We start from the raw sequence: 26,439 nt of genomic DNA, 5'->3' as shown, positions 1-26,439 counted from the left end.
CTTGTAGTAGCGCGAGGTCCACGGGACGGCTGCTGGCGGTGTCTCGAAGTAATCTCTGAGGCTGCGACCCGAGGGGTGGAGATGACCGCGAAGTACGAGCGGGTGGCAGAGGCCATCCGCGAGCAAATTCGCGCCGGCAAACTGGCCGTTGGGGACAAGCTGCCCTCGACTAGTGCGCTGCGGACCCAGCACCGCGTGTCCTACGGCTCGATCCGTGGAGCCATGCTGGTGCTCAAGGCCGAGGGCTTGGTTGATGCACGCTCGCAGCGAAGATCCGCTACAACTGCACCCCGGACCTGCGCCACCCTTCTAAGCCCATCGCTGGGTGAGGTCTGTCGTCGAGGCAGATCGCAGACGACCTGACCGACCGCATCACTGCTCGGGAGTACAGGCCCGGCACCAAGCTGCCGTCGCTGCGGGAGCTGTCCGACATGTACTCGGTCAGCGTGTCGACCATTCAGCGCGCGTTGGAGTTGACCCGCGAGCGAGGGTTCACCGTGGGTCGCGCCGGCAGCGGGGTGTACGTCGTGGATGAGCCGCCAGCGTAGGGGGCCGCGCAGTCGACTGCTAGGCACCGGCCTGGCTAGGGCCGCGCAACAGGCTGGCAGTGACGGTGGCATCCGTCGATGTTGGTGGGTCCGGGCTGTCCGTATGGCGGATCATCAATCGGTGACCGTGGATTTATGATGGCCGGGCAGGTTCGTCACCACTCCGGAAGGACTCGCCATGCCCCAGCCGCTCCGCCGCCGGCTCGCCCGCCTCGCGGTTGTCGCCGCCGCCGCGGCAGCCGTCAGCTTCACCGTCCAGCCGGCCCCGGCCGCCGCCGTTCAATTCGACTGGAACGGCTATTTCGTGACCTACGACGAGTGCGAGCTCCACCGCATCGATGCCAGCTACTGGGGTGAGGTGAGCGGCAATTGCGAATACCGCACCCTGCCCAACAGCGAATACAACGGCTGGTACTTCCGGGCTTGGCTGCCGGGGTAGGGCCGCCGGGCGACCGGATCAGGTGGCGGCAGTGTACGCCGGGCTCGTGCGCCCCACCCTGCCGCCACCGAGGTCACCGATCGCAGCCGGTACGCCGACCGGGCGGCCACCGCAGCGCAGGGAGGTGCGGGTGGCGCCCGGGGTCCCGCCGGGGTTAGCCGAGGGTGGCGAAGAGTTCCACGCTGTTGCCGTCGGGGTCGTGGACGACGGCGTAGCGCTGGCCCCAGAAGGCGTCCCAGGGCGTCAGGTGCCCGATGTGGCCGGCGGTCGACGAGGGCGACGCGCCTCCCACATTGGAGGATTAGGTTCGTTTCGGGGCGAGGGTGAATACTCCGGGCTTTTCTTCGGTGAGGACTTGGCGGTTGACCATGCGTTTCAGCTTCGCGCGGGTGCCTTCGACGTGTCGGCAAGCCGCGGCTGATTGACCCACGGAGCGTTGGTGATCTAGGAACCCCAAGTGGACGCGGGTGCAGTAGGGGGTTCTGAGCCGAAAAATGTGGATTAGATGAGTAAATCGGACTGCGGGTGGGTCGATAGGGCATCAACGGCTCGCTATTCCCGCTGCTCGGGAGCCGCTGGCTGCGTCCGGCCCTCGTGCCAGGCGAAGATCGGGTCGACGCACGACGCACGACGCCCGGACCGCCCGTACCCAGTAGTCGTACTACGACATCGGCGTCGAGATCGTCGAGCGCAACCCGCGCAAGGTCGGCTTCGGACCACAGCCCATCCGGTGTATCCCGTCATCTCAGGAGTGTCGGTGGTAGGCCTTGTTGGCGATGCGCCACGTGTCGTCGACCTGGATTAGCAGGAAAATGTCGGTGAAGGTGTCCGCGCCGTGCCAGAGCGTCATGGTTGCGGCCGCGACGGTGCCGTGGACGTCGATGGCGTCGATGCGGCGGGAGCGGGTTGGTTCGTCCGGGGCTGGCCGGCCGTGGAAGAGAGCGCAGTACTCGTCCAGGCGCCACGAGACGAATGCGCCATCCCGGACTCCCTCGATGTGGGCGGTGGGCAGGAACGCGTCGCGGAAGTGGGCGGGATCGCCGGTAGCGTGTCCGCGGAGGTAGGCGCGCAGCGGTTCGAGCACGGCGTCACCCTCCACGGGGACGGTGGCGGCAACCGCGATGTCGGCCTCAGGGTCGGCAGGGATGTCGGCCAGGTCGGCGGCGCTGCGCAGAGGGGTGTTTGACGCGGCGGCCAGCAGCGCCATGTCCTTGGCCAGCGCACCGATCGTGAACTCGGCCGTGGCCGTGGTGGCGGGCGCCTGGTTGGTGAGGAAGGGTCGCTTGCGGGCCACGAGCCCGCCGAGCTGGCCGAGTTCGAGGACGTCCAGCACCTGGGCGCGGGGCAGGCCCAGGGCGTCGGCTTGCCGCAACGAGTCGCGCAGCGCGAGGACGGCGCCGGCGAGACTGTTGTTGGCGACCAGCTTGAGTGCGGCAGCAGTGGCAGCGTCGTCGACGCGCTGCACGGTGCCGAGCGCTTCCAAAATCGGTCGGACCCGGTCGAGCGCGTCGTGGTCGGCAGCGGCGAGAATCTGCAGCGTGCCGGCGGCGGCTGCTGGCACGGAGCCGAGCACGGGCGCATGCACGTAAGACGGGCCGAGTTGCCGGGCCAGCCCCGATGCTTCGGCGGGGGCGATGGTGCTGGTGTTCAGCACGATCGTGTCCGTTCGCAGCGAGTCGCGGACGTGGTTGACGACCTGCTGGCAAGCCTGGCCGTCGAACAACGCCAGGAGAACGAGGTCGGCCTTCGCAACGGCGTCGTTCGGGTCACCGACCGTCTCGATGGTGCCTGCCGTGCGCCCGGATCGTGTCCAACCGACGACGTCCCAGCCGTGGTCGGCGAGTCGTGTCGCGATCGCGGTGCCCATGCGGCCCAAACCGAGGACGGCGACCGTGTGTGGCGTGGTCATGCATGCCAGAGTGGTGCACCGTGATGGCTGCGACAAGCGCAGATTCCACAGGGCAGCCATGCGGGACACGCATACCGCCTCGGCATACTTGCGCCATGGAGTTGACCGCGTGGCGGACGTTCGTGACGGTGTGCCGGCTCGGGTCACTGTCGGCAGCGGCCGCCGAACTCAACCACTCGCAGTCGGCCATCTCCCGACAGATCGCCGGGCTGGAGCGGCAGCTCGGCGTACCCCTGATGGAGCGTCATGCGCGCGGAGTGCGTCCGACGCCGGCCGGCGAGGTGTTCCGTCACCACGCCCTGACTGCGCTCAACGAGGTCGACCGCGCCGTCCGCGCCGTACGAGACGTTCGTGACGGGGTGCCCAGCCGACCGCTGACCGTCGGCGCGACACCCTCTCTGGCCGCCGGGATCGTGCCCGCGGCAATCCGCCGCCTGCTGGAGACGGCCGCCCCCCTCCGCTGGAGCCTGTCACCCGGGCTCAGTCCGGAGCTGCACGCCCGCGTACTCGCCGGCAGTCTCGACGTCGCTGTCGTCACCGACGCGCCACCGGGGCTGCACCACGACCCGCGCGTCGACCACCGGTTCCTGGGGATGGACGAGATGGTCGTCGTGTTACCCGTGGGCCATCCGCAGGCCGGGCCCGGGCCGGTGCGCATTCAGGAGCTGGCTGACCAGACCTGGGTCGAGGACAACGACGGATCGGCGGCGCTGCTGCGACAGCAGGCCGCCCGCGCCGGAGTCACCGCCCGCATCGACCTCGCCGCGGCCGACCTGCCCAGCAAGGTGGCCCTGGTCGCCACCGGTCATGCCATCGCGCTCATACCCGGAGTGCTGACGTGCGCGCTGCGGACCGACGTCACCACAGTGGCACTCGTCGATGCTCCGACCCGCGGCATCTACACGATCACACCCCGCCACGACCCGCACCCATCAGCAGCGCCCCTGCTCGACCAGCTCGCTACAGCGTTCGGGCTCGGTGGTAGACGCCCGAGGTGATATCCACTTGGGCCGTGACTGCCAATCGTGGGCCAGGATGGCGAAGACGAGTCGGTCGGCCCAGTCTCCCCGGAACAGGTGCTCTAAACATGACGTGCCTCCCCGGTGGACAGCCCTGATTCCGACATACGTTTCTCTTCCCGCCGCCTTCGAGGGCGGTAGGCGACAGCGCGGAGGGCAGCAGCGCCGTCTCGCCCGCGTCGATCAGTACGTAGCTGACGCCGTACGCGCAGGAAACCAGGAAGATGAGCCACGTCTGACCTGGTCCGCGAACCGTGAGGAGGCTGAGTAGAGCAGCGGCCAGAGCGAGGTTGACCGCCATGACCAGCGTTCGCCTCGGCGCTCGGTCGAGCAGGCCGCCCAGCCACGGGCCGGCGAGGACCGGGGCGTACACGCAGAGCCCGGCGAGGGCGGCGAGGCCGGTGGAACCCGTGAGGTCCAGGATCCAGATCCCGGCCACCAGCGACATGGCGCTGCTGCCGAAGCCGGACAGCAGCGAGATCGCCACGAACAGCCCGGCGTTCCGGCGCATGAGCCCTCCAAGGTTGAGTCGAGATGACTCAGATCCTTGATGTTGAGCGAGGCTCAGGCAAGCTCTTCCAGAGCTGTCAAGGTTTCGTTGACAAAAGGTCGTCGAGCCGTGCGGCGATGGCCCGCACCGGAGCCGGCAACCGTTCGCCGTCCGCTTGGCGCAGGTCGACCGCGAGCAGCGTTGCCAGCGCATAGAGCGGACTCGGGTCGGCGTCGAGGGCGGCCTCCGCGGTCTTGCGGACGAGAGTCGCCCGCCCGAACCGGGCGTCCCACCGCCGGTCGGTGTCGATCCAGCGCTGGAGGTCGGACACCGCACCCCGTATCGCCGCGATCCGCGCCGAGTACCCCAGGTCGCGTTCGTGCCGCCGCGATCGTCGTACGACCGCCAGGCGTTGCCGGCGTTGCTCCGCGGCCTGCCGACTGCCGAGGCCGAGCGCGGCGGCGATCTGTACCCAGGTCGCACCCGCGTGCCGCGCGCGGTCGATCAGTTCCAGCTCACGCTCGTCCAGCCGTGCCCGGTCGGCCGTGACGCCGGCCAGCTCAGTCACCTCGGGTGTCATCTGTCAACGTTACATTGACAACGGATCCTGTCACGAACGCCATCGACGGACGGCCTCAGGGGCAGCGCCACGGCACCCGTGGTGGCCCGGCAATCCGTTACCGCTCTTCGTCCTCGTTGCCCCAGGGCAGTTGTTGCCAGAGTTCGGGGTGACGGGTGAGCGTGATGAGCCGCCGTTCCAGTCGTCGGAACTCGGCATCGCGCCCGGCTCCGCCCCAGAGCGGCGCGCTGCTCATGCCGTCGGCTGCGGCGGTCACCACGGTCATCACGTCGATGGGGAGACCGTCGGCCCGCAGCTCGGCGATGAGCTGCTGGGTGTCGGCGTCGACCAGTTCGGCGACCGCCGGAATGGTCGTCAGCTGGGCGACCAGGGCAATGGTCCTGCGGGTGGTGATCTCGTCCTCGGCGGGGGCGAGCCAGGCCCGGACGTACGCCCGCGTGAGGCGGCCGGGCTCGTGGTCCGCCGGGTCGAGCCGGCTTTCGATGTCAGCACGGTACGCGGCCAGCAGGTCCCGGGCGAGTTCCAGGATCAGCTCGTCCTTGCTGGCGAAGTGGTAGATCAGGCCGCCCTTGGAGACGCCGGCCTGGCGGGCGATGTCGTCCAGGGTGGCGTTGACGCCGCGCGTGCGGATGGCCTCGCCGGCGGCGTCGAGGAGCGCCCGCCGGGTGTCCCCGGGTGACCGGCCGGCGGTTCGTCCCATGTGCGGTGGCCTCCTCGGTGGTGGTGGCGGGGGAACAGGCTATCGGGAGCCGCGCGGCGAGGGGATCAGCCACCAGGCGAGGGCCGCCGCGGCGAGGGTGAGGCCGGCGGCGACCAGCGAGGTGGTCTGCATGGCGGTGACGAACGCGTCCCGGGCGGCCTGGGCGGGTGCGCTGCCCGGTTCGAGGACGGCGAGGGCGGAGCCGAGGGAGTCCTCAGCGCGGGCCCGCACCGTCTCCGGGAGCGTCTCGGGCAGGGTGAGCTTCGAGCGGTAGACGGCCGTGACCAGCGAGCCGAGCACGGCGATGCCGAGCACGACGCCGAGTTCGTTGGCGGTCTCGGTGACGGCCGACACGGAGCCCGCCTTGCGGGGCGGCGCGGCGGAGAGGATCGCGTCGCCGGCCAGGGTCATCGACAGGCCGACGCCGAGACCGACGGGGGCGAGGCAGAGCGCGAGCCACACGTACGATGCCTGGCCCGCCGCAGGCGCGACGAGTGCCAGCCCCGCGGCGGCGACCGTGAGGGCGACGGCGATCGCGCGGCCCCGGCCGAGCCGGGCGACGGCGACGCCGACCAGGGCCACCACGACGACCGACGCGATGGTCGCGGGCAGCTCGGCGACACCTGCCTGGAGCGGGGAGAAGCCGCGGGCGAACTGGAGGTACTGGGAGAAGAAGAAGAGCAGGCCGACCAGCCCGAAGATCGAGACGACGTTGGCGGCCACCGCGCCGGAGAAGGCGGGGCTGCGGAACAGGTCGACGTCGAGCATCGGATTGGGCAGGCGGCGCTGCCGGCGCACGAAGAGCGTGCCGGCGACCAGGCCGATCACGACGCCGGCCACGATGATCGGGCTGACGCCGGAGGATGCCAGGTGGGTGATGGCGTAGACGATCGGCACGACGGTGAGCATCGACAGCACGGCGGAGAGGCCGTCGAAGCGGCCCGGGTTCGGGTCCTTGGACTCGGGCAGCAGCAGGACACCGGAGATCACCACGACGACCATGACCGGCAGGTTGATCAGGAAGACGGAGCCCCACCAGAAGTGTTCGAGCAGGAAGCCGCCGATCATCGGCCCGGCGGCGGAGCCGGCGCCGAAGGCGGCCGACCAGACGGCGACCGCCCGGGTGCGCTCCGCGTCGTCCGGAAAGATGTTGCGGATCAGCGAGAGCGTCGACGGCATCAGCGTCGCGCCGGCGACGCCGAGCAGCAGCCGGGCCACGATCAGCGACTCCGCGCTGGTGGCGAACGCCGCGAGCAGCGAGGCCAACCCGAACAGGGCCGAGCCGGCCAGCAGGATGCGCTTGCGGCCGAGCCGGTCGGCGAGGTTGCCCATCAGGGCGAGCAGGCCGGCCAGGGCGAGGGAGTAGACGTCGCCGATCCAGATGATCTGCTCGGCGGTCGGCGAGAGGCTCTCGGTCAGCGACGGCACCGCGAGGGCGAGGACCGTGCCGTCGATCGCGAGCAGCAGTACGGCGGCAGAGAGCACGCCGAGCGCGGCCCAGCGACGCGTCGGCGACAGGGCAGAGGTAGGCGAGGAGGTCATGGCCACCTCGAAACTGTACTGACCAGTCGGTAAAGTTTGCAAGCCGCAGGGCGGCCTCGGAACCGCAGAGAGAGCAGCATCTCCTGATCATGCCTTGGCCCCTGCCCACACCGGCGGCGAACCGTTCACCAGCAGGAACGGTCTCGCCGCCGGGTGTGCTGACCTCGTGGAGCGGGGCGTCGAGTGCGGCCCAGGGGCGTCAGCCCTCTGCTGTCGCCGCGCGGGACCGCCACTCGTGGGCCAGGACGGCGAAGACGAGTCGGTCCGCCCACTCGCCCCGGAGCAGGTAGCTCTCGACATGGCGCGCTTCCTGGCGCATGCCGATCCGGGTCATCAGGCGGGCGGACGCCTCGTTGCGGCCGTGGCACCGGCCGTAGACCCGGTGCAACCCGAACTCGTCGAACCCCCAGTCCAGGAGCGCCGTCACGGCTTCCGTCGCCAGCCCCCGTCCCCCATGGTCGGGGTGGAAGACGTACCCGAGTTCGGCCGTGCGGTCGAGCCGGCTGCGCCAGACCAGCTCCACGGTTCCGATCACCCCGGCGTCGGTGGACACGGCCAGGGTCAGGCAGTCGCCCTCCGCGCGCAGCGCGTCCTCGCCGGCCATGGCGAGCACCGACGAGCGTGACTGCTCGCGGGTACGCGGCTCCGCGCCGAGCATCCAGCGCACGACGTCGGGGCGGCGCTGATAGGCGTACACGTCGTCGAGGTCGTCCAGCGTGACCGGGCGCAGGGTGAGCCGCGCGGTGCGAATCGGGTACGTCGGCCGGAACATCACGCGATCGTAGGGGAGCCGGAGCCTGCTGGCCTCTCGATATCCCGCGGCTCAAGGTCCCGCTCATCTTCACGAGTCGGCCGCATGCGCCACCAACCCAGCCAGGGGTGGGCCCGTGGAGACGACGAAGCGCCTCTATGGTGGACCGATGGCATCGGTCAAGCAGATCCAAGTCACCTTCGACTGCGCGGAACCCGAGCGCGTCGCTCGATTCTGGTGCGAGGTGTTGGGGTACGTCGTACCGCCGCCACCGGAGGGGTTTGCTACCTGGGACGATTTCGATCGCGCGCAGCCGCCTGAGCGACAGGGCGCAGCTTTCGCATGCAACGATCCCTCAGGCGTGGGCCCGCGACTGTACTTCCAGCGCGTTCCCGAAGGCAAGGTCGTCAAGAATCGGCTGCATCTTGACGTGCGGGTCGGCACCGGGCTCGTGGGTGAGGAGCGGCTTGCCGTACTTGAGGCCGAATGCGCACGGCTGATCGCGCTCGGCGCGGCACGCGTGCGACTGCTGCGTGCCGATGGCGAGAACGAGTCGTGCCTCGTGATGCAGGACATCGAGGGCAACGAGTTCTGCCTCGACTGAGTGGCCGCACGCCGGGCCCCCCGATCGTGATCGGGGGGCCCCACATGGTCTCTACCTCTGCCCGCTGTTCACGCCCGACGGAGTGCGGAGCGGCCCGCGAAGCGCGCCGAGTCGCCCAACTCCTCTTCGATCCGGATCAGTTGGTTGTACTTCGCCGTGCGGTCGGAGCGGGAGAGCGAGCCGGTCTTGATCTGACCGCAGCCGGTCGCCACCGCCAGATCCGCGATGGTGGTGTCCTCCGTCTCGCCCGAGCGGTGCGACATGACAGCAGTCCAGCCCGCCTGATGGGCCGTGGCCACCGCGGTCAGCGCCTCGGTCAGTGTCCCGATCTGATTGACCTTGACCAGGACCGAGTTGCCGACGCCGGTGCGGATGCCCTCGCGCAGCAGCGTCTCGTTGGTGCAGAACACGTCGTCGCCGGTGAGCTGACAGCGGTCGCCGACGCGGGCGGTCAGCTCGCGCCAGCCGTCCAGGTCGTTCTCCGCCATCGGGTCCTCGATGGAGACGACCGGGTAGGCGTCGATGAGCTTGGCCAGGTAGTCGGCCTGCTCGGAGGGGGTGCGGCGCACCCCCTCGCCCGCGTAGTCGTACATCCCGTCGCGGAAGAACTCCGACGACGCCGGGTCCATGACCAGGCCGATGTCCGTGCCGGAGCGGTAGCCGGTGCGCTCGATGGCGGTCATCACGAAGTCGAGCGCCTCCTCAGCGGTACGCAGCGCGGGCGCGAAGCCACCCTCGTCGCCGACGCCCGTGGAGTGCCCGGAGGCCAGCAAATCGCGGCGCAGGGTGTGGAAGACCTCGCTGCCCATGCGAACGGCTTCGGCGAAGGTGTCCGCGCCCACGGGCGCGATCATGAACTCCTGGAAATCCAGCGGATTGTCGGCGTGGGCGCCGCCGTTGATGATGTTCATCATCGGCAGCGGCAGGAGGTGGGCGTCGGCGCCGCCTAGGTAGCGGTAGAGGGGCTGGCGGTGGGCCGCCGCGGCGGCCTTGGCGGCGGCGAGGGAGACGCCGAGGATCGCGTTGGCGCCGAGCCGAGACTTCGTGGCGGTGCCGTCGAGGGCGACCAGCGCGGCGTCGAGACCCGCCTGATCCGCCGCGTCCCGGCCGCGCACGGACGCCGCGATCTCCCCGTTGACGTGGGCCACCGCGCGGTCGACGCCCTTGCCGTGCCAGCGCGCGGAGTCTCCGTCGCGCAGTTCCACGGCCTCCCTGGCGCCGGTGGAGGCGCCGGAGGGGACAGCCGCGCGCCCCAGGGACCCGTCCGCCAGGACGACGTCGACCTCGACCGTGGGGTTGCCCCGGCTGTCGATGATCCGGCGGGCGGTGACGGTCTCGATGGCGGCGTTGACGGTTCCGACTGCCTTTGCGGACATGGGAGTTCCTTCCCGTTGTCGTGTGCCGTGGCCCCGGCTGCGACAACGCTGGCGCTGAACCCGACGACGCCAAACCATACAGCAATGCTGTTCAGTGTTGCTGTGCAGGTCAGGTGCACAGGTTTGCTGACCAACGGGGTAAAGTGCCCTATGCCCACCTCGGAAGCTGCCGCCATCGCCGCCGAACTGCGCACCGCGATGGGCAAGCTCACCCGACGCGTCAAACACGAGGACCGCATCCCGCTGGGCCAGGTTGCCGTGCTCGGTGCACTCGACCGCGACGGCGCCATGACCACCAGCGATCTCGCCGCCGATCAGCGCGTACGCCCCCAGTCGATGGCCCGGGCGGTGGGGCTGCTCATGGAACAGAATCTGATTACGCGCCGGGCGCACCCCACGGACGGCCGCAAGTCGCTGATCGAGCTGTCGGACGCGGGCCGGGCCGCGCTCGAAGCGGAGCGCGGTCGCCGGGCCGGTTGGCTCGCGCAGGCTATCGAGGCCGAACTCACGGATGAGGAGCGGGCGTTGCTGGGACGGAGCTCGGCCCTGCTGGAGCGGCTCGCCACACGCTAGTGCCCTGCGCCTGAAGTTCGCCTGATAAGTGGGCAGGGTGGTGGGATGCCGAGAACCGGGCGTCCCACTGCGCCCCTGACGCTGACCGACGAAGAGCGAGTGACGTTGACGCGGTGGTCACGGCGGGCGAAGTCGTCGCAGGTCCTGGCGATGCGTTCACGGATCGTCCTGGCCTGTGCTGAAGGTGCGTCGAACACCGATGTCGCAGGGGATCTCGGGGTGCATTTGTCCACGGTGGGCAAGTGGCGGCGGCGGTTTCTGAAGCTACGGCTGGACGGGCTGGTGGACGAGCAGCGACCAGGGCGCCCACCGTCGATCAGCCTCGACCAGGTCGAGGACGTGGTGGTGACGACGTTGGAGCGGACTCCGCGCAACGCCACCCACTGGTCACGCACGTTGATGGCCGAGAAGTCGGGATTGTCGAAGTCCACGATCGGACGAATCTGGCGGGATTTCGGCCTCAAGCCACACCGGAGCGAGACCGTCAAACTGTCCACGGACGCGCTGTTCATCGAGAAGGTCGTCGACGTCGTCGGCCTCTACCACAACCCACCCGAGCGGGCCGTCGTGCTCTGCGTTGACGAGAAGAGCCAGATCCAGGCCCTCGACAGGTCCCAGCCGGTCCTGCCGATGATGCCCGGCATGCCCGAACGGCGTACCCACGACTATGCCCGCAACGGGATCACCAGCCTGGTCGCCGCGTTCAACATCGCCGACGGTCACGTGATCGGCGAGTTGCATCGCCAGCACCGCGCCGTCGAGTTCAGGAAGTTCCTGACCACGATCGACAAGGCGGTGCCGGCCGAGTTGGATGTGCACCTGGTCTGCGAAAACTACGGCACCCACAAGACCCCGACCGTGCGGGCCTGGCTGGCGAAACATCCCCGGTTCCACATGCACTTCACCCCGACCGGCTCGTCCTGGATCAACCAGGTCGAACGCTGGTTCGGCCACCTCGCAGAGCAGAAGATCCGCCGCGGCGCACACAAGAGCGTCCAAGCCCTGGAAGCCGACATCCGCTCCTGGATCGCCGACTGGAACCGCGACCCACGGCCGTTCACCTGGACCAAGACCGCCGAAGAGATCCTCGAATCAGCCGCACAATTTTGTAGGCGAATTTCCGGCGCAGGACACTAGAGATCCGGCGCAGCCCGAGCTCGCCGAACCCCCAGTCGAAAAGCGCCGTAACGGCCTCCGGACCCGTACCTGTCAGTTTGGTAGTCGTCAGGACACGGGCTCCAGCCGGTCATGGTCCCGGCTGAGCGTGAAGCGTAGTGGCCCGCCGACCCCATCAACCTGCCAGCCTGCGGCGAGCGCCGCCTGGATCAGTTCCGCGACCAACTGCGGCGTGACCGGGGCCAGGGCGAAGACCTCGGCCACCCGGTCCGGCGGCGCGGTGATGATCGGTCCATAGTTGAGCCACGGGTCGTCGAAGGCCACCTGGACCTCCAACTGCGTGCCTCGTCCGGTCGCGATGTGCCGGACCATGACTGCGACGTGACCGGCGTCGACGTGCCGGACCACCCATTGGTAATCGACGCCGTCGACGCGAATCATCCGCTTGCGAATCCTGGCCATGGTGCGAGGGTAAGGCCGGCGGGCTCGTTGACGTGGGGTCGGCAGGGTTGACTACGGTTGCTTTCGAGCATCGCTCCGGCGAGACCCCCATCCGAGGCGAGAGTGGGCACAGGACGTTGACCGAGCAGCACATCCCCGCACCGCGCACCGGTAGCCACGACGCCGTCCTCCGCATCGTCGCCGACGTGCTGAAGGTGCCGCATGTCGCGGCGGCCGACAGCTTTTACGACTTCGGCGGCACGTCCCTGCAGGCCATGCGGATCTGCGCCCGGATCGGCAAGGAACTGGGCGTGCGCATCAGCCCGGAGGTCCTGTTCGACAGCGACACCCTGGCCGACGTCATCTCGGCGACCGGGGCCTGAGCACCGCACCCCATCTCGCGCGACGCCCCATCCCTGTCGGACGTTCGGGAGTCAACTTCGTGCCGCACCCCCTGCCCGCAGCTCCACGGCTCATCCACGAAGCGGTGGCCCACCAGGCTCGCCTGCGTCCCTCCGCCATCGCGCTCGCCCACCGCGACGAGCGCGTCGACTACGCGACCCTCGACGCCGCACCCCCGTCGGCGTACGTCGACAGCGCCGCTGCCGCCACCGTCTTCTTCACCTCGGGCAGCACCGGCGTACCCAAGGGCGTCCTCTCCCCGCACCACGCGACCACCCGGCTCTTCCCCGGGCGCGGCTTCGCGGACTTCGGGCCCGGCCGGGTGGTGCTGCAGGCCGCCCCGGTCTCCTGGGACGCCTTCAGCCTGGAGCTGTGGGGCCCGCTGACCAGCGGTGGCACCTGCGTCATCGCGGACGCGGACTATCTCCTCCCCGCCGACCTCGCCGACCTCGTCGTTGCGACCGGGCTGGACACCGCCTGGCTGACCTCCTCGCTGTTCAACTTCCTCGTCGACGAGGACGACCCGGATCGCCCCTGCCTCGCCGGCCTGCGCCAGGTCATCACCGGCGGCGAGCGGCTCTCACCCACCCATGTGGAGCGATTCCTGACCCGGTACCCGGACTGCGCCCTGATCAACGGCTACGGGCCGGCGGAGAGCTGTGTCTTCGCCACCACCCACCGGGTCAGCGCGGCGGACTGCGATCGCCCGGGCGGCATCCCGCTCGGCGTCCCGGTGCCCGAGACCACCGTGCACATCCTGGACGGGGACCAGGTCGCCGCGCCGGGGGCGGTGGGTGAGATCTGCCTCGCCGGTGCGGGGCTGGCCCTCGGCTACGTCGGTGACGCCGATGCCACTGCCGCCGCCTTCACCCTCGTCCCGCTCGGCGGGGCGCCCGTGCGCGTGTACCGGACGGGGGACCTGGGCTTCCTGGACTCCGCCGGGGTGCTGCACTTCCGGGGCCGGACCGACTTCCAGGTCAAGATCGCCGGACACCGGATCGAGCCGGGCGAGATCGAGAGCGCCGCACGCCGGATACCCGGGATATTCTGCGGCTGGCGGCCCGGCACCGCAGCGTGCCGGTGCACCACGTCTCCACCGTCGGCGTGTACCCGGGGAACGGGGACCACCCGATCGGTCCGGAGCATCCCACCGGTCCGGCGGAGGCCCTGGAGCACGGCTACCCGCAGAGCAAGTGGGTGGCCGAAGGGCTGATCGAGGCCGCCGCGCCCGGTCCCTGCCCGCCACCGTCTACCGGCCCACCCGGATCGCCGGGCACAGCCGCACCGGCGCCTGTCAGCGCGGCGAGTACCTGTGGCTGCTGCTCAAGGGCTGCGTCCAGGCCCAGGCCGCGCCCGCCGGGGTGGACGCCGCCTTCGACCTGGTGCCCGTGGACTACGTCAGCGACGCCATCGTCACCCTGTCCCGGCAGCCTGCGGCGGCCGGCCGCACCTTCCACCTGGCCGCCGGGCGGCTGCTGCGGCTGGACACCGCGCTGGGCTGGCTGCGGTCGAGAGGCTACGCGCTGCCCGAGGTCGACCCGGGGGAGTGGCTAGACCGGATCGGCGCCGACGCGGGCAACGCGGCGTTCCCGCTGCTGGGCACGCTGGCCGCGGAGCTGACCGGAGCCGGCTCGGAGGGCGGCCTGGTCTTCGACCCCAGCGCCACCGACGCCGCCCTGGCCGGCTCCGGCGTGTCCCGCCCGGAGGTGGACGAGGCGTTGTTCGGTGCCTGCGTCGGGTACTTCATCCGGACAGGGTGGCTCCCGGAGACAGTCGAGCGCTGATGCGGGCCGGGGAGCGATTGCGGATGCGCGTCTTGGTGGCTCACCCGGCGGTGTCAGCCGGATCGGAGCTCGCGACCCGGCCCCCGGTCAGGACGGTGTGACCCGGTCCCTCGGTCAGGACAGCCGGCGGCGGAGCCACCAGAAGCTGACGATCGCCAGCGCGGCGGCGAGGGCCACGAAGACGGCGGTCTCGGCCAGCTGCAGCGTCCAGTACTGGCTGTCCGGGTGGTAGACGACGTCCTGGCGCAGGCCGAGCGTGCCGACCCAGTCGGCGCACGAACCGTGCGGCGCGTCGGGGCTGCACCGGGCCGGGTCGGACGGCCCGGTGAAGACCTGGCCGCTCGGGGTGATCGGGCGGTTGGTGATCGTCCAGGCGTTGGTCACGTCGTTCGGCTCGATCACCATGTTGCGGCTCCGGTCGATCATCAGCGCGTCCAGGTTGTCCATGTCCAGTGGCGGCGTCTCGTGCCGGGCCGGCGCCAGGTGGGTACGCAGCCACAGCGGCATCGCGGCCACCGTGGCGGTGTAGACCGCCAGCGTGCCGGCCATCGCCGGGACTGTGCGGCGGATCAGCATCCCGACGGTGACGCCGAGGGTGAAGGCGAACAGCGCGTACCCGACCGGCACGATGCCGCGGGCGCCGAACACCAGCGGCGTGATCCGGTCCGCCGCAGCGCTGTCGACCCGGCTCGCCCAGGCGGTGACCGCCCAGCTCAGCAGGCCGGTCGTGGCGGCGGTGGCGGCACCGACCAGGCCGAGCTTGGTGGCGAGCCAGCGGGACCGGGTGATCGACTGGTTCCAGGCCAGTCGGTGGGTGCCGGCCTCGATCTCGCGGGCGACCAGCGGCGCGCCCCAGAAGATGCCGATCAGCGGTGGTGCGGCGTACATGATCGCCAGCGTGACGTAGTAGATCGTGCCGCCGGCGCTGTTGTCGAACCGGGTGAGGAAGGCCTCGATGGCGTTGCCGCAGTCGCCCTGGCAGGCGGCTACGCCCGCGTACAGGTCGGTGATGGTGTTGGCGCTGACCAGCAGCACGGCGGCGAGAACGGCCAGAGCGACCGCGGCGACAGCAGCCGGGGTGCGGAACTGGCGCCAGGTGAACCAGATCATCGGGAGATCTCCAACTCGGGCCGGTGCGCCTCGATGGAGCGCGACAGATAGGCCAGGACCACGTCTTCGAGGGTGAGTTGTTCGACGGTCAGCGAGGTGTCCTCGATCGGCACGACACTGCGCACGATGAACGTGGACTGCCGTTCGGTGAAGCTGTGCTCGATCATCTCGGCGCCGGCGGGCAGGTCCGCGGCGTTCCGGCGGGCGCCGGTCAGCCGGTAGTGGCTGCCCATCAGCTCCTCGATGTCGCCGGCGACGCGGACCCGGGACGCGGTCAGCACGATCAGGTAGTCGCAGACCCGCTCCAGGTCGGACACCAGGTGAGAGGAGAGGATCACGCTGCTGCCGTGCTCGGCGGCGTGCGCCATCAGGCCGCGCAGGAACTCCCGCCGGGCGATCGGGTCGAGGCTGGCCACCGGCTCGTCCAGGATCAGCAGCTCGGGACGCTTCGCTGCGGCCATGGTCAGCGCCAACTGGGCGCGCTGGCCACCGGAGAGTCGGCCCGCCTTCTGCGCCGGGTCCAGGCCGAGCTGGGCGATTCGCTCATCCGCCAGCGCCTGGTCCCACCGCGGGTTGGTGCGGGCGCCGAAGCGCAGGTGGTCGGCGATGGAGAGGCCGGCGTAGGTGGGCGCGTCCTGCGCCACGAAGCCGACCTTCGCCAGTTGGCCCGGTCCGTCGCCGGGGCGGCCGCCCAGCACGGTGATCCGTCCGGCGGTGGGCGTGAGCATGCCCACCGTGAGTTGGAGCAGGGTGGTCTTGCCGGCGCCGTTCGGGCCGACCAGCCCGACGACCCGGCCGGGCGGCACGTCGACGGTGCAGTCGGCCAACGCCACGCGGCGCCCGTAGCGCTTGGTCAGGCCGTCGGCCTGCAACACCGGGTCGGTCATGCGGACTCCTGAAACTGGGAGCGGAAGGTGGTCGCGAACAACGCCTCGATGCTCTCCGCGTCGAGCCCGGCCGCCTGCGCCCGGCGCAGCCAGGCCCGCAGTTCCTCGCGCAGCGGCTCGACCGCGGCGGCCTCGTCGTTGAGCGTGCGGGCCACGAAGGTGCCGACACCGGGGCGGGCGGCTACCAGGCCCTCGTACTCAAGCTCCCGGTAGGCCTTGAGCACCGTATTCGGGTTGATCGCGACGGAGGCGACCACGTCCTTGATCGTCGGGAGTCGGTCACCCTCGCGCAGCAGTCCGAGGCGCAGGGCGTGGCGCACCTGCCGGATCAGCTGCATGTAGGGCGCGACGCCGGAGCGACCGTCCAGATGAAACTCGATCATGTCTCCCGCATTCCTCTAGTCTCGTAGGACTATAGAACGCGGCGGGCGGGTGGCGTCAAGGCTCGCGCTGCTGGGTTCCAGCTGGGAGTCGCGCCGGAGGGCTCAGGGTTCGGGAATCGGAGCAGCTCACGCGGGTTGAACGCCATTCAGCGCCGATTGGGAGCGCCCCGCTGCTCCCAATCTGCTCCCAACGCCCCCGCCCGGCAGCGGCCAGTCGAGAGCGCTGTCATGCCGATGGGTGGATGGTCTGATGGATGATCGTTGGTGTGTTGGTTGGTGACGGCGGCCAGTCCAACGGTGCCTACGGTTACGGGGTGCGGAACGCAGCCTAGATCGCAGGCGCGCGCCGTGCCCTACCGTTGTCCGCACCCGATAACATGCATGTCTGTGGATGAACTTTCGATTGAGCAGCGGGCGGCAAAGCTCCTTGATGGTGATGACGTTGACAAAGATGATCTACGCTTCTTCTTGTCGCGCCTCTTGCAGATTCAGGAGGACCAGGGGCGAGACGCCAGCCGAGCAGTATTACGTGGAGCCGGCCTCGGGGCTCTATTTATCATCCTGACGCACAGCAAGCTCCTGGAAGCCGAGCTGCTGGGAATGAAAATCCATGACATCTCACCCCTGAGGCTCATTATCCCAGTCGCCATGATGCTGATGGTTCTTCGCGCCGTCACCGTCCTGCGGCTCTCCACCTTCTATCGCCGCATCTTCCACGAGGTGGTCGGTAGGCACCTGCCGAGCTGGCAGGACTCCGGGCTGATACCTCTGCTCAGCCCATGGAGAGGCCCGATGTCGACTCATGCCAGCCCAACACGTCTCGACGTGAATGAGCATCCTGGAGTTGACCGCTTGCATCAGGCGGTGAGAATGGTTGACGCTTGGGCAGGCACCGCCGCTCTCGCGGGCTTTCAAATATACATATTCGTCATCCTGTTCAAGGATCCGAGAATTTCGACCATCACGGCCGCCGCTTCTCTGGGCATATCGGTGACTCTGATGTTATTTGTCGCCGCCTACCTGTGGTTCGCCAGACTGAGCAGGCACCCTTCTGTGCTAAATGGGGGCGGGGGAGAGTAGTGCTTCAGCCTGGTTGGCTGCGGGCCCGGGAAGTGACTTGCCCGAAGTCTCCAGCGTCAGGGTTCGGCCGGCCGCGCTGAAGCCAGAGTCACCCCACATGCCTTCCCGGGCTCGTCGCGAACCGTATCCAGCCGGAATCGCCCCACATTCACCGCAGGGCACGCGAACTGCCGGCGCGGTGGTCGGAGACATCAGCCAGCCTGACAAGGGGTTGGTATTCGCACATCCTCGCCCGGGGGCGTGGAGCGGCGTCGCGGGCGGCGACCGGCGACTGCTCAGCGGCGTGCCGCCGCCGGTCGCCGGGCGGCCGGGACGACGAGTGGCCCGCCCGTCTCCGGGTCGTCGATGACCCGGCAGGGCAGCCCGAACACCCGCTCCACCAGCTCGGCCGTGACGATGTCCCGGGGCGCCCCGGCGGCCACCACGGCACCGTCGCGCATCGCGATCAGGTGACTGGCGTACCGGGCGGCCTGGTTGAGGTCGTGCAGCACCGCGACCAGCGTCCGCCCCTGCTCCTCGTGCAGGGTCGCGCACAGGTCGAGCACCTCGACCTGGTGGGCGATGTCGAGGAACGTGGTCGGCTCGTCGAGCAGCAGCAGCTCGGTCTGCTGGGCCAGGGCCATGGCGATCCACACCCGCTGCCGCTGCCCGCCGGACAGCTCGTCGACCAGCCGGTCGGCGAGGTCGGCCACTCCGGTGGCGGCCATCGACTCGTCGACCACCCGCTCGTCGTCGCGGGACCACTGTCGCAGCAGACCCTGGTGCGGGTACCGGCCCCGGGCCACCAGCTCGGCGACCGTGATGCCGTCGGGGGCGGTGGACGACTGCGGCAGCAGCCCGAGGGTGCGGGCGACCTTGCGGGCCGGCTGGGCGTGGATGTCCCGCCCGTCGAGCAGCACCGTGCCGGCGGCCGGCTTCAGCATCCGGGCCAGGGCCCGCAGCAGGGTGGACTTGCCGCAGGCGTTGGGTCCGATGACGACGGTGAACGACCGGTCGGGGACGGCGACGCTGAGCCCCTCGGTGATGGTCCGCTTGTCGTACGCGAGGGTCAGGCCGTCGCCGCTGAGCCGTGGGGTGCCGGGCTGCATCAGGGGTGCTCCAGTCTTCAGGTCGCCGGTCACAGCCGGCCCGCCTTGCGTTCGGTGGCCAGCAGCCACACCAGGTAGCCGCCGCCGAGCGCGCCGGTGACCACGCCGACGGGGAGCTGGTGGCCGGTGAAGGCGCGCTGGGCGACCAGGTCGGCGGCGACCAGCATCGCCGCGCCGAGCGCCATGGCGGCGGCCAGGTTCGGGCCGGGTGCGCGGGTCAGCCGGCGGGTCAGGTGCGGCGCGGTGAGCGCGACGAAGTTGACCGGCCCGGCCGCGGCGGCGGCGACGGAGACCAGCAGCACCGCCGCGACCAGCAGCACCGTGCGCAGACCCCGCACCGGCACGCCGAGCGCGGCGGAGGTGTCGTCGCCCAGCTCGGTCATCCGCAGCGCCGGCCCGCAGCCGAACAGCACCACCGGGACCAGCACCGCCAGGGTGACGGCGAGCGGGACGGCCTGCGCCCAGCCGCGCCCGTCGAGGCTGCCGGTGAGCCAGAGCACGGCGCGGGCGGCGTCCATGAGCTGCGCGCGGGTGAGCAGCCAGCCGTTGACGCCGGTGAGGATCGCGGCGACGCCGATGCCGGCGAGGATCAGCCGGTGGCCGTGCGCGCCGCGCGCCCAGGCCACCGCCCACAGCAGCAGGCCGGTGGCCAGGCCGCCGACCACGGCCGCGCCGGCCAGGGCGAGGGTGCTGCCGCCGACCACCACCACGACGAGTGCGCCGGTGGCCGCGCCCTGGGTGACGCCGAGGATGTCGGGGCTGCCGAGCGGGTTGCGCACGAGGGCCTGTAACACCGCGCCGCCCAGGGCGAGGGCGGCCCCGACCAGCAGGGCGGTGACCAGCCGGGGCAGCCGCAGCTCGCCGATGATGAAGTCCTCGGCCGGGGTGCCGCCCCCGGTGAGGGTGCGCAGCACGTCGGCGGGGCTCATCGGGTAGTCGCCGCCGCCGATCGACAGCACGCCCAGGGCCAGCGCGGCCAGCGCGCAGCCGACGCCGACGAGCAGGGCCCGGGCCCGGAACCGCACCGACCAGTGGCGCACCCGTACGACGGTCACGACCGCACCGCCCGGGTGCGGGTGACCAGGTGCAGGAAGAGCGGGCCGCCGAGCACGGCGGTCATGATGCCCACCTGGATCTCGCCGGGGCGGCCGAGCACCCGGCCGGCCACGTCGGCGCCGAGCAGCAGCACCGGCGCCAGCAGCGCGCAGGCCGGCAGCAGCCAGCGCAGGTCAGGCCCGGTCAGGGCGCGGACCAGGTGCGGCACGAGCAGCCCGACGAAGACCAGCGGCCCGCAGGCGGCCGTCGCGGCGCCGCAGAGCAGGGTCACCGCCACGACGACGGCCGCCCGGGTCGCGGCGGGCCGGGCGCCCAGGGACCGCGCCTGGTCGTCGCCGAGCGCGAGGGCGTTGAGCGGCCGGGCCGCAGCGAGGGCGATCACCAGCCCGACCGCCGCGAACGGCAGCACCCGGACCACGGTCGCCAGGTCGGCGCTGGCCAGCGAGCCGACGGTCCAGAATCGCATCTTCTCCAGTGAGGCCGCGTCGAGCAGCATCACCGCGCTGACGTACGAGTAGAGGGCCGCGTTGAGCGCGGCCCCCGCGAGGGCCAGCCGGGCCGGGGTGGCGCCCCGGCCGCCGCCGACGGCGTACACGAGGGCGGTGACGGCCGCCGCGCCGGCCAGCGCGAACCAGACGTACCCGTCGACGCCGGTGACGCCGAGGAACGCGGCGGCGGTGGCCACGGCCGCCGACGCGCCGGCGTTGATGCCGAGCAGCCCGGGGTCGGCGAGGGGGTTGCGGGTGACCGCCTGCATGACCGCGCCCGCCACCCCGAGCGCCGCGCCGGCGAGCAGGCCGAGCAGGGTGCGCGGCAGCCGCATCTGGCGCACCACGGCGTGCTCGGGGGAGTTGGCGTCCCACAGCCCCTGCCAGGCCTCGGCGAGGGTGAGCTGCTTCGCGCCGACCGCGAGGCTGAGCGCGGCCACGGCCGCCAGCAGCAGGAACGCGGCCAGCAGCCCGGCCAGGCGGGCCGCCGGCCGGCCGCGGCGGGGCGGCGGGGGTGGGGGCGTCGCCGCCGGAGCGAGGGCGGTCGGCGACGAGTCGATGACGGACAGTGCGAGCTCCTGTGTGGGTGGAAATCGACCGGCGACGCTGTTGACAAGCACTTAGGTTAGGGTAACTTAACCTCGCCCTTGGTCATCAGACCACCCCGGAGTGAAAGAAGTCGTCATGCCCGTACCCGTGTCCCGTCCGCGCCTGACCCGCCGAGGCCTGCTCTCCGCCGGCGGCGCCCTCGCCCTCGGCGCGCTGCTCGGCGGCTGCGGCGGCAAGGACGACGAAGCCTCCTCGCCGGCCGCCAACAGCGGCCCCTGGTCGTTCACCGACGACCGGCCCGAGAAGGTCACCCGGGACGCCACCCCGAAGCGCGTCGTCGCCTTCACCGGCGTCGCCGCCGCCCTGGTCGACTTCGGGCTCGACGCCCAGATCGTCGGGGTCTTCGGCGAGACCACCCGCGCCGACGGGTCGAAGGAGCCGCAGGCCGGCGACCTCGACGTGACCAAGGTGGGCGTGCTCGGCAACGTCTGGGGCGAGTTCAGCATCGAGAAGTACGCCGCGCTCAACCCCGACCTGCTGGTCACCCACATGTACGACCCGGGCGCCTTCTGGTACGTCCCCGACGAGAGCCGCGACAAGATCCTCGGCCTGGCCCCCACCGTCGCGATCAAGACCGCCCGGGTGCCGATGAACCGCCCGATCGAGCGGTACGCCGAGCTGGCCGCGTCCCTCGGCGCCGACCTGAAGGCGAAGAAGGTCACCGACGCGAAGGCCCGGTTCGAGGCCGCCGCCGAGTCCGTCCGGCAGGCGGTCAAGGCCAACCCCGGGATCAAGGTGCTCGCCGCGTCCGGCAGCCCAGACCTGTTCTACGCCTCCAACCCGAAGGTCAGCACCGACCTGATGTACTTCGCCGAGCTGGGCGTCGACATCGTGGTGCCGACCAAGCTGGAGCAGGGCGACTACTTCGAGGCCCTGAGCTGGGAGAACGCCGGCAAGTTCCCGGCCGACCTGATCCTGCTGGACAACCGCGCCACCGCCCTGCAGCCGGCCGACATGGCCAAGAAGCCCACCTGGGCCCAGCTCCCGGCGGTCAAGGCCAACCAGGTCACCCCGTGGGACGCCGTGCCGCGCTTCTCGTACGCCGGCGCGGCCCCGCTGCTGGAGAACCTCGCCAAGGCGATCGCCACCGCCAAGAAGGTGAGCTGAGTCGTGGCCAACGCCACCCTCGACCCGGTCGCCACCCGATTCCGGTTCTACGAGGCGCAGGTCGTGCACGCCCGCCCCCTCGGCCCGACCATGACCCGGATCACCCTCGGCGGCCCGCAGCTCACCGCCTTCGCCGGAGGCGGGCGCGACCAGAGCGTCAACCTCTTCCTGCCCCACCCCGGCCAGAGCGCCCCCGTGGTGCCGGTCGACGCCGGTGACGACTGGTTCGGGCGGTGGCGGGCCCTCGACCCGGCCGTACGGGCGGTGATGCGCTCGTACACCGTCCGCGCCCAGCGCCCCGAGGCCGGCGAGGTGGACATCGACTTCGCCGGCCACGGCGACACCGGCCCCGCCTCCCGGTGGGCCGGCCGGGCCCGCCCCGGCGACCAGGTGCTGCTGCTCGGCCCGACCGTCGCCGACAACCGTGCCGTCTGCTTCCGGCCACCCGTCGACGCCGACTGGATGCTGCTCGCCGCCGACGAGACCGCGCTGCCGGCCGTCGGGTCCATCCTGGAGTGGCTGCCCGCCGGCTCCCGCGCCCGCGCCTGGATCGAGGTCCCGCACGTCGCCGACATCCAGGACCTGCCCGCCCCGCCCGGGGTAGAGGTGACCTGGCTGGTCCGGGGCACCACCCCGCCCGGCTCCGGCCTGCTGCGCGACGCCGTCCGCGCGGCCCGGCTGCCCGGCGTCGTCCCGTACGCGTGGCTCGCCGGGGAGTCCGCCACGGTCCGTGGACTGCGCCGCCACCTCGTGCAGGAGCGCGGCACCGACCGCCGCCGGGTGGCCTTCTCCGGCTACTGGCGGTGCGGCGTGTCCGAGGACGCCCTGCGCGGCGAGGCCCCCGCCGCCGCGGCGGCCTGACCTTGACGCCGAGCGCCCCGCCTGCCGGGGTCACCGACCGTCCGACCGTGGCCCCGAGCGCCCCGCCCGCCGGGGTCACCGGCCGTCCCCGCAGCACCGCCGGCCCCGAGTCCCATCGACCGTCGAGGAACCGCATGAGCATCCCGGGTCGTCCCGCTCCCGACGTGCCGCCCGCCACCGGCGCTCCGGCGGGCCCCCGCGCCCACCTGTTGACCAACGGCACCGCCGAGCAGTACCGGCGGGTGCTGGCCGAGGGGATCGACCGGGTCAGCGCCCGGATCGCCCGCACCGACCGCCCGTTCACCGGCGTCACCCCGGCCGCGCTCGCGCCGACCGTCGCCGCCGTCGACCTGGACCGCCCGCTCGCCGACCCGGCCGCCGCCCTCGACGAGCTGGAGGACGTGTACCTGCGCGACGCGGTCTACTTCCACCACCCCCGCTACCTGGCCCACCTCAACTGCCCGGTGGTGATCCCCGCGCTGCTCGGCGAGGCCGTGCTCACCGCCGTGAACTCCTCCCTGGACACCTGGGACCAGAGCGCCGGCGGCACCCTCATCGAGCGCCGCCTGATCGACTGGACGGCCCAGCGGATCGGCCTCGGCCCCGCCGCCGACGGGGTGTTCACCAGCGGCGGCACCCTGTCCAACCTCCAGGCCCTGCTGCTGGCCCGGGAGGAGGCGTTCGCCCGTAGTGCGACGCCCCGCCGTGACCTGCTGCCCCGGCTGCGGGTGATCGCCTCCGGCGCCGGCCACTTCAGCGTGCAGAAGTCGGCCACCCTGCTCGGCCTCGACGCCGACGCGGTGATCGCCCTGCCCACCGACGCCGACCGCCGGATGTGCCCCGACGCCCTGCGCGCGGAGCTGGCCCGCTGCCACGCCGACGGGCTCACCGTGATGGCGGTCGTCGCCACCGCCGGCACCACCGACTTCGGCTCCATCGACCCCCTCGACGCCATCGCCGACCGGTGCGCCGCCGCCGGGGTCCGGCTGCACGTCGACGCCGCGTACGGCTGCGGGCTGCTGGTCTCGCCCACCCGGCGGCACCTGCTCGCCGGCATCGAACGCGCCGACTCGGTGACCGTCGACTACCACAAGTCCTTCTTCCAGCCGGTCTCCTCCAGCGCCCTGCTGGTCCGCGACGGCGAGGCGCTGCGGCACGCCACCTACCACGCCGACTACCTCAACCCGGCCCCCCGGACGACGGGGGAACAGCTGCCCAACCAGGTCGACAAGAGCCTCCAGACCACCCGCCGGTTCGACGCGCTGAAGCTCTGGCTCACCCTGCGGATGATGGGCCCCGACGCGGTCGGCGCGCTCTTCGACGAGGTGATCGACCGGGCCGACGGGGCGTGGCGGCTGCTCGCCGGCGACCCCCGCTTCGAGGTGGTCACCCGGTCCGCGCTGAGCACCGTGGTGTTCCGCTACCTGCCCACCGGGCCGGCGGCCGTGCTGGCCGACGACGCCAACCGGTACGCCCGCCGGGCCCTCGCCGCCTCCGGCGCGGCCGTCGTCGCCGGCACCAAGGTCGACGGCCGGCAGTACCTGAAGTTCACCCTGCTCAACCCCGAGACCACGCTGGACGACGTGGCGCACGTCGTCGACCTCATCGCCGACCACGCCGGCCGGTACGTGCACGAGCGGGCCACCGCCGTCACCCCCTGTCCCGTCGGCTGACCGCGAACGTGCCCACCCCCCGCCCCCGCGCAGAAAGCGAACCCATGTCCACGCACGACGTCATCGCCGTCGGACTCGGCCCGTACAACCTGGGCCTGGCCTGCCTCACCGAGCCGCTGACCGACCTGGACTGCCTGTTCCTGGAGGCCCGGGACTCCTTCGACTGGCATCCCGGGATGCTGCTGGAGGCCGTCCGGTTGCAGACCCCGTTCCTGGCCGACCTGGTCACCCTCGCCGACCCCACCTCGCCGTACTCCTTCCTGAACTGGCTCAAGGAGACCGGGCGGCTGTACCAGTTCTACATCCGCGAGCGGTTCCACCCGCTGCGCAGCGAGTACAACGCATACTGCCGGTGGGCGGCGGCGAAGCTGGCCGGGGTGCGCTTCGGCCACCTGGTCACCGCCGTCACCCACGACGAGGCCGACGACCTGTTCACCGTGCACGTGACCGTCACCGCCACCGGTGAGACCGTCACCCACCGGGCCCGGCACCTGGTGCTCGGCACCGGCACCCCGCCGCACGTCCCGGCCGCCTGCGCCGGGCTCGACGGCGACGTGGTGCACTCCTCGGCGTACCTGGAGAACCGGGCCGCCCTGCGGGAGAAGAACAGCGTCACCGTGGTCGGCTCCGGGCAGAGCGCCGCCGAGATCTACCACGACCTGCTCGGCGACATCGACACGTACGGCTACCGGCTGAACTGGGTCACCCGCTCGCCCCGGTTCTTCCCCCTGGAATACACCAAGCTCACCCTGGAGATGACCTCCCCCGACTACGTCGACTACTTCCACGCCCTGCCCGAGCCCACCCGCTACCGGCTGGAGGCCGAGCAGAAGGGGCTGTTCAAGGGCATCGACGCCGACCTGATCAACGAGATCTACGACCTGCTCTACGCCAAGAGCGTGCCCGGGCCGGTGGACACCCGGCTGCTCACCAACACCGAGGTGACCGGCGCCCGGCACGACCCGGCCACCGGCGAGTACACCCTCGGGCTGCGCAACGTCGAGCAGGAGGGGGAGTTCTCCCTGGCCACCGAGGGCCTGGTGCTGGCCACCGGATACCGCTACGCGGTGCCGGACTTCCTCGACCCGGTGCGCCACCTGCTGCGCTTCGACACCCACGGCCGGTTCGACGTGGCCCGCGACTACAGCGTCGACCACGCCGGCCGGGTGTTCCTCCAGAACGCCGGCACCCACACCCACAGCGTCACCTCGCCCGACCTCGGCATGGGCCCGTACCGCAACGCCGTGATCATCCGTGAGCTGCTCGGCCGCGAGCACTACCCGGTCGAGCGGCGGATCGCGTTCCAGGAGTTCGGCGTGCCGGCGGGGGTGGGGGCGTGACCGAGGTCGTGCACACCCGCACCGACCCACGGCTGGGCGACTTCGCCCTGCGTACCCTCGACCCGGTCGCCGACGCCGCGCTGCTGCACTCCTGGGTGACCCACCCGAAGGCCGCGTTCTGGCTGATGGCCGACGCCGACCTGGCCCGGGTCGCCGCCGAGTACGCGCGCATCGCCGCCGAGGAGCACCACGACGCGTTCGTCGGGCTGTGGCGGGGCGAGCCGGCCTTCCTCGTCGAGCGGTACGACCCGGCGCGGGTCGAGCTGGCCGGCCGCTACCCGGCCCGCCCCGGCGACGTCGGCATGCACTTCCTCTGCGCGCCCGCCGACACCCCGGTCTCCGGCTTCACCCGGGCCGTCATCACCACCGTCATGGACTGGCTGTTCGCCGACCCGGCGCACCGCCGGGTGGTGGTCGAGCCGGACGTGCGCAACACCGCCGTACACGCGCTGAACGCGGCCGTCGGCTTCGTCCCCGCCGGGC

Annotated in this window: 27 protein-coding genes and 4 pseudogenes; 16 read left to right on the top strand and 15 right to left on the bottom strand. The window is 71.3% G+C overall.

What is annotated here, in order from left to right:
• Window positions 1–81 precede the first annotated feature (81 nt).
• The 3 genes from GVV04_RS02500 to GVV04_RS02490 all read left to right on the top strand — a co-directional run bounded on the left by GVV04_RS02500 (window position 82) and on the right by GVV04_RS02490 (window position 987).
• Window positions 82–363 (top strand): winged helix-turn-helix domain-containing protein, encoded by a 282-nt coding sequence (locus GVV04_RS02500; protein WP_161684085.1) that lies wholly within the window; start codon window positions 82–84, stop codon window positions 361–363.
• Window positions 333–548, top strand: coding sequence for a GntR family transcriptional regulator (locus tag GVV04_RS02495; RefSeq protein ID WP_161684638.1), 216 nt, complete (start codon window positions 333–335; stop codon window positions 546–548). Before GVV04_RS02500 ends, GVV04_RS02495 begins: the two co-directional genes overlap by 31 nt.
• 178 nt (window positions 549–726) lie before the next feature.
• On the top strand, window positions 727–987 hold the full coding sequence (locus tag GVV04_RS02490) for a hypothetical protein (protein ID WP_161684084.1): 261 nt from the start codon (window positions 727–729) through the stop codon (window positions 985–987).
• A 154-nt stretch (window positions 988–1,141) separates the two neighbouring features.
• On the opposite strand, the pseudogene GVV04_RS02485 reads toward GVV04_RS02490, so the two are convergent.
• Both GVV04_RS02485 and GVV04_RS02480 read right to left on the bottom strand, forming a co-directional pair.
• A pseudogene (locus GVV04_RS02485) lies at window positions 1,142–1,231 on the bottom strand (VOC family protein); the annotation flags it as partial.
• Between the two features lie 501 nt (window positions 1,232–1,732).
• The gene (locus GVV04_RS02480; protein ID WP_161684083.1) at window positions 1,733–2,896 is read right to left on the bottom strand and encodes a nuclear transport factor 2 family protein; all 1,164 of its coding nucleotides are present in this window, start codon (window positions 2,894–2,896) and stop codon (window positions 1,733–1,735) included.
• A gap of 95 nt (window positions 2,897–2,991) precedes the next feature.
• On the opposite strand from GVV04_RS02480, the gene GVV04_RS02475 reads away from it, so the two are divergent.
• Window positions 2,992–3,894, top strand: coding sequence for a LysR family transcriptional regulator (locus GVV04_RS02475; RefSeq protein ID WP_161684082.1), 903 nt, complete (start codon window positions 2,992–2,994; stop codon window positions 3,892–3,894).
• 151 nt (window positions 3,895–4,045) lie between these two features.
• Here GVV04_RS02475 and GVV04_RS02470 read toward each other — a convergent pair.
• The 5 genes and pseudogenes from GVV04_RS02470 to GVV04_RS02450 form a co-directional block, all read right to left on the bottom strand.
• Window positions 4,046–4,426 (bottom strand): annotated as a pseudogene (locus GVV04_RS02470) (MFS transporter); the annotation flags it as partial.
• A 76-nt stretch (window positions 4,427–4,502) separates the two neighbouring features.
• Window positions 4,503–4,985 carry a hypothetical protein gene (locus GVV04_RS02465; protein ID WP_161684081.1) on the bottom strand — a complete coding sequence of 161 codons (483 nt, stop codon included), beginning with the start codon at window positions 4,983–4,985 and terminating at the stop codon, window positions 4,503–4,505.
• 97 nt (window positions 4,986–5,082) lie between these two features.
• Window positions 5,083–5,685, bottom strand: a complete 603-nt coding sequence (locus GVV04_RS02460) for a TetR/AcrR family transcriptional regulator (protein WP_161684080.1) — start codon at window positions 5,683–5,685, stop codon at window positions 5,083–5,085.
• Between the two features lie 39 nt (window positions 5,686–5,724).
• A complete protein-coding gene (locus tag GVV04_RS02455; protein ID WP_161684079.1) occupies window positions 5,725–7,227 on the bottom strand; it encodes an MFS transporter in 1,503 nt (500 codons plus the stop codon).
• Window positions 7,228–7,426: 199 nt separating this feature from the next.
• Window positions 7,427–7,999: a GNAT family N-acetyltransferase gene (locus tag GVV04_RS02450; protein WP_161684078.1), complete on the bottom strand. Its 573-nt coding sequence runs from the start codon at window positions 7,997–7,999 to the stop codon at window positions 7,427–7,429.
• Window positions 8,000–8,147: 148 nt separating this feature from the next.
• On the opposite strand from GVV04_RS02450, the gene GVV04_RS02445 reads away from it, so the two are divergent.
• On the top strand, window positions 8,148–8,582 hold the full coding sequence (locus GVV04_RS02445) for a VOC family protein (protein WP_161684636.1): 435 nt from the start codon (window positions 8,148–8,150) through the stop codon (window positions 8,580–8,582).
• 68 nt (window positions 8,583–8,650) lie between these two features.
• On the opposite strand, the gene eno is transcribed toward GVV04_RS02445, so the two are convergent.
• On the bottom strand, window positions 8,651–9,958 hold the full coding sequence (eno, locus tag GVV04_RS02440) for a phosphopyruvate hydratase (RefSeq protein WP_161684077.1): 1,308 nt from the start codon (window positions 9,956–9,958) through the stop codon (window positions 8,651–8,653).
• Between the two features lie 150 nt (window positions 9,959–10,108).
• Between eno and GVV04_RS02435 the strand changes: the two genes are divergently transcribed.
• A complete protein-coding gene (locus GVV04_RS02435; protein ID WP_161684076.1) occupies window positions 10,109–10,531 on the top strand; it encodes a MarR family winged helix-turn-helix transcriptional regulator in 423 nt (140 codons plus the stop codon).
• A gap of 45 nt (window positions 10,532–10,576) precedes the next feature.
• Window positions 10,577–11,668, top strand: coding sequence for an IS630 family transposase (locus GVV04_RS02430; RefSeq protein ID WP_161684075.1), 1,092 nt, complete (start codon window positions 10,577–10,579; stop codon window positions 11,666–11,668).
• An 87-nt stretch (window positions 11,669–11,755) separates the two neighbouring features.
• Here the strand turns inward: GVV04_RS02430 and GVV04_RS02425 are convergent, their stop codons facing one another.
• Window positions 11,756–12,109, bottom strand: coding sequence for a hypothetical protein (locus tag GVV04_RS02425; RefSeq protein ID WP_161684074.1), 354 nt, complete (start codon window positions 12,107–12,109; stop codon window positions 11,756–11,758).
• A 116-nt stretch (window positions 12,110–12,225) separates the two neighbouring features.
• On the opposite strand from GVV04_RS02425, the gene GVV04_RS02420 reads away from it, so the two are divergent.
• The 3 genes and pseudogenes from GVV04_RS02420 to GVV04_RS02405 all read left to right on the top strand — a co-directional run.
• A complete protein-coding gene (locus GVV04_RS02420) occupies window positions 12,226–12,471 on the top strand; it encodes an acyl carrier protein (RefSeq protein ID WP_161684073.1) in 246 nt (81 codons plus the stop codon).
• A 59-nt stretch (window positions 12,472–12,530) separates the two neighbouring features.
• Window positions 12,531–13,703, top strand: a complete 1,173-nt coding sequence (locus GVV04_RS02415; protein ID WP_201752796.1) for an AMP-binding protein — start codon at window positions 12,531–12,533, stop codon at window positions 13,701–13,703.
• Window positions 13,586–14,274 (top strand): annotated as a pseudogene (locus tag GVV04_RS02405) (SDR family oxidoreductase); the annotation flags it as partial. The gene GVV04_RS02415 and the pseudogene GVV04_RS02405, both read left to right, overlap by 118 nt.
• A gap of 114 nt (window positions 14,275–14,388) precedes the next feature.
• On the opposite strand, the gene GVV04_RS02400 reads toward GVV04_RS02405, so the two are convergent.
• From GVV04_RS02400 to GVV04_RS02390, 3 genes are read right to left on the bottom strand one after another with little or no spacing between them, the layout of a single operon-like run.
• Window positions 14,389–15,384: an ABC transporter permease subunit gene (locus GVV04_RS02400; protein ID WP_161684071.1), complete on the bottom strand. Its 996-nt coding sequence runs from the start codon at window positions 15,382–15,384 to the stop codon at window positions 14,389–14,391.
• Entirely contained in the window at window positions 15,381–16,271 is an 891-nt protein-coding gene (locus tag GVV04_RS02395) for an ABC transporter ATP-binding protein (RefSeq protein WP_161684070.1), read from the bottom strand. Before GVV04_RS02395 ends, GVV04_RS02400 begins: the two co-directional genes overlap by 4 nt.
• Entirely contained in the window at window positions 16,268–16,654 is a 387-nt protein-coding gene (locus GVV04_RS02390) for a GntR family transcriptional regulator (RefSeq protein WP_161684069.1), read from the bottom strand. The genes GVV04_RS02395 and GVV04_RS02390 overlap by 4 nt, the downstream gene beginning before the upstream one ends.
• Before the next feature lie 381 nt (window positions 16,655–17,035).
• Between GVV04_RS02390 and GVV04_RS02385 the strand changes: the two genes are divergently transcribed.
• Complete coding sequence (locus tag GVV04_RS02385) at window positions 17,036–17,734, top strand: hypothetical protein (RefSeq protein ID WP_161684068.1); 699 nt, start codon at window positions 17,036–17,038, stop codon at window positions 17,732–17,734.
• A 275-nt stretch (window positions 17,735–18,009) separates the two neighbouring features.
• Here the strand turns inward: GVV04_RS02385 and GVV04_RS02380 are convergent, their stop codons facing one another.
• The 3 genes from GVV04_RS02380 to GVV04_RS02370 are packed head-to-tail and all read right to left on the bottom strand — an operon-like array spanning window position 18,010 to window position 20,986.
• The gene (locus GVV04_RS02380) at window positions 18,010–18,822 is read right to left on the bottom strand and encodes an ABC transporter ATP-binding protein (protein WP_161684634.1); all 813 of its coding nucleotides are present in this window, start codon (window positions 18,820–18,822) and stop codon (window positions 18,010–18,012) included.
• A 29-nt stretch (window positions 18,823–18,851) separates the two neighbouring features.
• Window positions 18,852–19,877: a FecCD family ABC transporter permease gene (locus GVV04_RS02375; RefSeq protein WP_161684067.1), complete on the bottom strand. Its 1,026-nt coding sequence runs from the start codon at window positions 19,875–19,877 to the stop codon at window positions 18,852–18,854.
• Window positions 19,874–20,986, bottom strand: a complete 1,113-nt coding sequence (locus GVV04_RS02370; RefSeq protein ID WP_407938743.1) for a FecCD family ABC transporter permease — start codon at window positions 20,984–20,986, stop codon at window positions 19,874–19,876. Before GVV04_RS02370 ends, GVV04_RS02375 begins: the two co-directional genes overlap by 4 nt.
• 64 nt (window positions 20,987–21,050) lie before the next feature.
• Between GVV04_RS02370 and GVV04_RS02365 the strand changes: the two genes are divergently transcribed.
• The 5 genes and pseudogenes from GVV04_RS02365 to GVV04_RS34670 form a co-directional block, all read left to right on the top strand.
• Window positions 21,051–22,082, top strand: a complete 1,032-nt coding sequence (locus GVV04_RS02365) for an ABC transporter substrate-binding protein (protein ID WP_161684066.1) — start codon at window positions 21,051–21,053, stop codon at window positions 22,080–22,082.
• Window positions 22,083–22,085: 3 nt separating this feature from the next.
• Window positions 22,086–22,943 carry a siderophore-interacting protein gene (locus GVV04_RS02360; RefSeq protein WP_161684065.1) on the top strand — a complete coding sequence of 286 codons (858 nt, stop codon included), beginning with the start codon at window positions 22,086–22,088 and terminating at the stop codon, window positions 22,941–22,943.
• Between the two features lie 134 nt (window positions 22,944–23,077).
• The gene (locus GVV04_RS02355) at window positions 23,078–24,616 is read left to right on the top strand and encodes a pyridoxal phosphate-dependent decarboxylase family protein (RefSeq protein WP_161684064.1); all 1,539 of its coding nucleotides are present in this window, start codon (window positions 23,078–23,080) and stop codon (window positions 24,614–24,616) included.
• A 44-nt stretch (window positions 24,617–24,660) separates the two neighbouring features.
• Window positions 24,661–25,956, top strand: a complete 1,296-nt coding sequence (locus tag GVV04_RS02350; RefSeq protein ID WP_161684063.1) for a lysine N(6)-hydroxylase/L-ornithine N(5)-oxygenase family protein — start codon at window positions 24,661–24,663, stop codon at window positions 25,954–25,956.
• Window positions 25,953–26,429, top strand: a pseudogene (locus GVV04_RS34670) (GNAT family N-acetyltransferase); the annotation flags it as partial. The gene GVV04_RS02350 and the pseudogene GVV04_RS34670, both read left to right, overlap by 4 nt.
• Window positions 26,430–26,439 lie beyond the last annotated feature (10 nt).

This window comes from Micromonospora rubida (genome assembly GCF_009908295.1).
In the GTDB taxonomy this organism is placed as follows: Bacteria; Actinomycetota; Actinomycetes; order Mycobacteriales; family Micromonosporaceae; genus Micromonospora; species Micromonospora rubida.
The sequence above is the reverse complement of the archived record's forward strand: the minus strand, read 5'-3'. Positions and strand labels throughout refer to the sequence as shown.

Bases quoted from the DNA above. Each gene is read 5' to 3' on its own strand.
- GVV04_RS02500 (WP_161684085.1), top strand. From the start codon at position 82: ATGACCGCGAAGTACGAGCGGGTGGCAGAGGCCATCCGCGAGCAAATT.
- GVV04_RS02490 (WP_161684084.1), top strand. From the start codon at position 727: ATGCCCCAGCCGCTCCGCCGCCGGCTCGCCCGCCTCGCGGTTGTCGCC.
- GVV04_RS02480 (WP_161684083.1), bottom strand. From the start codon at position 2,896: ATGACCACGCCACACACGGTCGCCGTCCTCGGTTTGGGCCGCATGGGC.
- GVV04_RS02475 (WP_161684082.1), top strand. From the start codon at position 2,992: ATGGAGTTGACCGCGTGGCGGACGTTCGTGACGGTGTGCCGGCTCGGG.
- GVV04_RS02465 (WP_161684081.1), bottom strand. From the start codon at position 4,985: ATGACACCCGAGGTGACTGAGCTGGCCGGCGTCACGGCCGACCGGGCA.
- GVV04_RS02460 (WP_161684080.1), bottom strand. From the start codon at position 5,685: ATGGGACGAACCGCCGGCCGGTCACCCGGGGACACCCGGCGGGCGCTC.
- GVV04_RS02455 (WP_161684079.1), bottom strand. From the start codon at position 7,227: ATGACCTCCTCGCCTACCTCTGCCCTGTCGCCGACGCGTCGCTGGGCC.
- GVV04_RS02450 (WP_161684078.1), bottom strand. From the start codon at position 7,999: ATGTTCCGGCCGACGTACCCGATTCGCACCGCGCGGCTCACCCTGCGC.
- GVV04_RS02445 (WP_161684636.1), top strand. From the start codon at position 8,148: ATGGCATCGGTCAAGCAGATCCAAGTCACCTTCGACTGCGCGGAACCC.
- eno (WP_161684077.1), bottom strand. From the start codon at position 9,958: ATGTCCGCAAAGGCAGTCGGAACCGTCAACGCCGCCATCGAGACCGTC.
- GVV04_RS02435 (WP_161684076.1), top strand. From the start codon at position 10,109: ATGCCCACCTCGGAAGCTGCCGCCATCGCCGCCGAACTGCGCACCGCG.
- GVV04_RS02430 (WP_161684075.1), top strand. From the start codon at position 10,577: ATGCCGAGAACCGGGCGTCCCACTGCGCCCCTGACGCTGACCGACGAA.
- GVV04_RS02425 (WP_161684074.1), bottom strand. From the start codon at position 12,109: ATGGCCAGGATTCGCAAGCGGATGATTCGCGTCGACGGCGTCGATTAC.
- GVV04_RS02400 (WP_161684071.1), bottom strand. From the start codon at position 15,384: ATGATCTGGTTCACCTGGCGCCAGTTCCGCACCCCGGCTGCTGTCGCC.
- GVV04_RS02395 (WP_161684070.1), bottom strand. From the start codon at position 16,271: ATGACCGACCCGGTGTTGCAGGCCGACGGCCTGACCAAGCGCTACGGG.
- GVV04_RS02390 (WP_161684069.1), bottom strand. From the start codon at position 16,654: ATGATCGAGTTTCATCTGGACGGTCGCTCCGGCGTCGCGCCCTACATG.
- GVV04_RS02385 (WP_161684068.1), top strand. From the start codon at position 17,036: ATGTCTGTGGATGAACTTTCGATTGAGCAGCGGGCGGCAAAGCTCCTT.
- GVV04_RS02380 (WP_161684634.1), bottom strand. From the start codon at position 18,822: ATGCAGCCCGGCACCCCACGGCTCAGCGGCGACGGCCTGACCCTCGCG.
- GVV04_RS02365 (WP_161684066.1), top strand. From the start codon at position 21,051: ATGCCCGTACCCGTGTCCCGTCCGCGCCTGACCCGCCGAGGCCTGCTC.
- GVV04_RS02355 (WP_161684064.1), top strand. From the start codon at position 23,078: ATGAGCATCCCGGGTCGTCCCGCTCCCGACGTGCCGCCCGCCACCGGC.
- GVV04_RS02350 (WP_161684063.1), top strand. From the start codon at position 24,661: ATGTCCACGCACGACGTCATCGCCGTCGGACTCGGCCCGTACAACCTG.